Raw genomic sequence first — 4,159 nt, 5'->3', positions numbered from 1 at the left:
GGCGCAGCGCCTGGCGGAAGCGGTGGCGGTGTTCCGCATCAACGCCGGCGAAGTCATCGAGGCGCCGGCCCAGCAATTGGCGGCGGCGCCCGCGCCGCGCGTGTCCATGCCCGCGCCGGTTCAAGAGCGGCCCGCGGCCAAGCCGGCGACGGCTGCCAAGCCTGCCGCCGAGGCGCCGCGATTGGTGGCCACGGCTCGCATCGTCGAGGCGGGTGCGGGAGAGGGCGCCAGCACGCGCCGTCCGCCGCGCCGCCGCGCGACCGAAACGTCCGCGCCGGCAGCGGCTCCGGCTCCGGCTCCGGCCCCGGCCGCTGCGGCGCGCAACAAGGCGTCGGCAGCCTCCGATGATTGGGAATCCTTCTAACCGATAGACATCCCGAGGCCGGCGCCTGGCGCTGGCTTCTCTGCAGTACATCGAAAAGAGTCAACATGCTCTCGAACCTGAAAGTCAAAACCGGTCTGTTGTCCGCGCTGCTGGCCATGGCGGTGATGGCCTTGGCTTCCATCGGCATGGGTTGGGACAGCTCGCATGATGGCGATGTCGCGCTCAGCCGGCTGGATAGCCTGAGCGTGCGGCAGAACACCCTGCTGAAGGACGGTTATGTCCTGATGCTGCGATCCATCGTCCGGGCGGACATCGCCGCCTCGCAGCAGCAGGCGGGGGACGCGGCGGGGTATTCGCAGAGCATGGACATGCTGCGGGCTCAGGTGGCGGAGGGACTGAAGAAGGTCGAGGCCTTCCGCGCCATTCCCAAGCTGTCGGATGTGGGAAGAGACAGCGCCGATGATCTCGTGGCCGGGTTCCAGGCGCTGGCCGCCGCGGTGCAGGAGATGCAGGGGGCGCTGGCGGCCAAGGACATCGCCAGGTTCCAGGACCTCAAGAGCAACAAGGCCGGCGCGGCCAGTGCGGCCCTGTCCACCAAGCTGGATCAATTCAGCGGCAACATCCAGACGATGAGCGAGCGTACGCTGGCCACGTTCCGCAGCCAGATCCATCTGGTGAACATCCTTTATGTGGTCATGGCGGTGCTGGTGCTGGCCGTTGCAGCGGGGGCCTTCCTCTTCGTGACGCGCGGCGTCTTGCGGCCTTTGAAGGAAGCCGGGGTTCATTTCGACCGGATCGCCGCGGGCGACCTGACCACGCGCGTCCAGGCGCGCAGCAACAACGAGATCGGCCATCTCTTCGCGGCGGTGCGCCGCATGCAGGACAGCCTGGCGCGCACGGTGGGCACCGTGCGCCGCGGCGTGGACGAGATCAACGTAGGTTCGCAGGAAATCTCGGCGGGCAATACCGACCTGTCCAGCCGCACCGAGCAGCAGGCCGCCTCGCTGGAGCAGACCGCCGCCTCGATGGAGCAACTGGCCTCCACGGTCAAGCAGAATGCCGACAATGCGCGGCAGGCCAACCAGTTGGCGGCCAGCGCCTCGCAGATCGCCGAGCGCGGCGGCGCCGCCATGTCCGAGGTCGTGCAGACGATGGAAGGCATTTCGGCCAGTTCGCGCAAGATCTCCGAGATCGTGTCGGTGATCGATGGCATTGCGTTCCAGACGAACATCCTGGCGCTGAACGCGGCGGTGGAAGCGGCGCGTGCGGGCGAGCAGGGCAAGGGCTTCGCGGTGGTGGCGGGCGAAGTGCGCTCGCTGGCGCAGCGCAGCGCGCAGGCGGCAAAGGAAATCAAGGTGCTGATCGAGGAGTCGGTCAGCAAGGTCGACGTCGGCTCGCAGCAGGTCGAGCGAGCGGGCGCCACCATGCAGGAAATGGTCGGTTCGTCCAGGCGCGTGACGGACATCATGGGCGAGATCTCGGCGGCGTCGGAAGAGCAGTCCAGCGGCATCGACCAGGTGAACCGCGCGGTGTCGCAGATGGACGAGGTGACGCAGCAGAACGCGGCGCTGGTGGAAGAGGCGGCGGCGGCTGCGGGTTCGCTGCAGGAGCAGGCGCAGCGCCTGGCGGAAGCGGTGGCGGTGTTCCGCATCAACGCCGGCGAAGTCATCGACGTGGCGGCGCAGTTGGAAGCCAGCCGCCGGACGCCGCGCGTGTCCGATGCACCCGTGGCCTCGTCCACCAGGAATGCCGGGCCGGCCCGTGTACAGGCGGCGCCGGGTGCAGGCAAGGCCCCCAGCGCGGAGGCCGCCGCGCCTCAACCGGCGGGTAAACGCACGGCGCGCTTGACGCGCCCGCAGACGCCGGCCGAGGTCCAGACCGATGCCGCCAGCGCCAGGCGTCCCGCGCGTAGCCGTCCGGCTCCGGCGGCCGTTGCGTCCGCGCCGAAGGCACCGGCAAAGAGCCGGCCGGCCCCCGAGCCGGCCAAGTCATCGGCGGGTCGCGCGAAGGCGCCATCCGATGACGACTGGGAATCCTTTTGACGGCGGAACACACGCCAACCACGAGGCAAGCAATGCGATATCTGAAAGTCTTGGCGATTGCCGGAATGCTGGTGCTGGGCGGATGCGCGGCCTCGGGCCACAACTTCGACCCGGGCAAGCTGTCGGCACTGACGCCGGGCCGTACGACGATCGCAGACGCGTCGCGCGCACTGACGGCGGCGCCTGATCAGGTCTATCCGCAGAGCGACGGCACCACGCTGGCGCTCTGGCGTTTCCATATCACGTTCGTTCCCGATGGGCTGTACAGCCGCAAGGAAGCCTTGCTGCAGTTCGGTCCCGATGGACGGCTGATGCGTTTGGTGGATAGCACCAACCTCCTGCTGGAACCCTGGGAGCGGCAGAAGCTGCTGGGGCCCGAACCCGCGCCTGTCGCGCCGGTGGCCGTTGCGCCGCAGGAACCGTCGCCCGAGTCTGGCTGGATCGTGATCCCGCCAGGGGCGACGCAGTAAACGCCGCGAGGTCCGGGCGGTTGTCCGGTGGGGCTTTCCGTGTGACGGGCAGGTCCGGCGCGCGGTGAGTAGTCTTTACTTTACGAATGATTCCTGGAAACAGGGGGGGCTATATGGATACGAATCTGGAAACAGGCGACCAACAGGGCAAGGCCAAGAAGCGCAAGCGCGCACCGAAGCAGAAGCGTTCCATGAAGCTGCGCGACGCGCGCGTCGGCACCATGCTGATGTGCGTCATGGGCCTGTTCGCGGTGCTGGTCGCGGCGATGGGCCTGATGGCGGCCTATTTCCTGCAGCAGAACTATCAATCGGTGCTGCAGATCGGCCAACTGACCAGTCGTGGCAAGCAGGTGGAGATCATCAACAGCGACATGCTGCGGGCTCGCGTCTCGCTCATGGTGGCGGCGCGTCACCTGCAGGAGGCCGGTTGGGGCGGCGGCGGCAATGCGCAGGGCGCGAACGCCAGTTCCAGCCAGGCGGCGAAAGACGCGCTGAAAGACGCCACCGACCTGTTGAACGGGGTGCGCAGCCGCTTTGCCGATTTCCAGAAGAACATGCTGGAGGACGAAACGGGTCGCCAGCTGTCCATGAACCTGGTGCGCCGCTATCGCTCGTACATCGACGATGGCGTGGACACCATGCTCGAAGCCCTGCGCAGCGAAGACTATTCCACGTTCTACATGGTGAACAACGAATATGGCACCCCGCGTAGCGCCGCCTTCATCGACGCCATCGGCCAGTTTACGAAATACATCCAGGATTCGCAGGATGCGACGAGCCAGCAAGCTCAAACCAGCTTCGAGCGTGCGCTGATCGCCGTGGTCGCGGCCGTCGTGCTGGCGATCATCCTGATGATCCTGGCCCGCATCGTATTCGGCCGTCTGGTGGTGCGTCCTCTGGTGGAGGCCGGCCAGCATTTCGACCGCATCGCGGCGGGCGATTTGACGTCCCGTGTGGAAGTGCGCAACAACAACGAAATCGGCCAGTTGTTTGCCGCGCTCAAGCGCATGCAGGAAAGTCTGACGCGCACGGTCAGCACCGTGCGTCGCGGCGTGGACGAGATCAACGTGGGTTCGCAGGAAATCTCGGCGGGCAACACCGACCTGTCCAGCCGCACCGAAGAGCAGGCCGCCTCGCTGGAAGAAACGGCTGCTTCGATGGAAGAGCTGGCCTCGACCGTGAAACAGAACGCCGACAATGCGCGGCAGGCCAACCAGTTGGCGGCCAGCGCATCGCAGGTGGCCGAGCGTGGCGGCGCCGCGGTGTCGGAAGTGGTGCACACCATGGAAGGCATTTCGGCCAGTTCGCGCAAGATCTCCGAG

The 4,159-nt window shown here is 67.0% G+C and carries 3 protein-coding genes and 1 pseudogene; all 4 read left to right on the top strand.

Going from position 1 to position 4,159, the window contains the following annotated elements; translation table 11 throughout:
- Positions 1-364: pseudogene (locus A7W11_RS15005) on the top strand (methyl-accepting chemotaxis protein); the annotation flags it as partial.
- 65 nt (positions 365-429) lie between these two features.
- Positions 430-2,367: a methyl-accepting chemotaxis protein gene (locus A7W11_RS15000; RefSeq protein WP_066414341.1), complete on the top strand. Its 1,938-nt coding sequence runs from the start codon at positions 430-432 to the stop codon at positions 2,365-2,367.
- Positions 2,368-2,399: 32 nt separating this feature from the next.
- Positions 2,400-2,837, top strand: a complete 438-nt coding sequence (locus A7W11_RS14995; protein WP_066414338.1) for a hypothetical protein — start codon at positions 2,400-2,402, stop codon at positions 2,835-2,837.
- A gap of 113 nt (positions 2,838-2,950) precedes the next feature.
- Positions 2,951-4,159: HAMP domain-containing protein (locus A7W11_RS14990; protein WP_066414334.1), on the top strand; the 1,209-nt coding region annotated here is incomplete at its 3' end.

The sequence above is a fragment of the Bordetella ansorpii genome, from assembly GCF_900078315.1.
Taxonomy (GTDB): Bacteria; Pseudomonadota; Gammaproteobacteria; order Burkholderiales; family Burkholderiaceae_B; genus Bordetella; species Bordetella ansorpii.
Note: the sequence above shows the minus strand (reverse complement) of the source record. Positions and strands in the feature narration are given on the sequence as shown.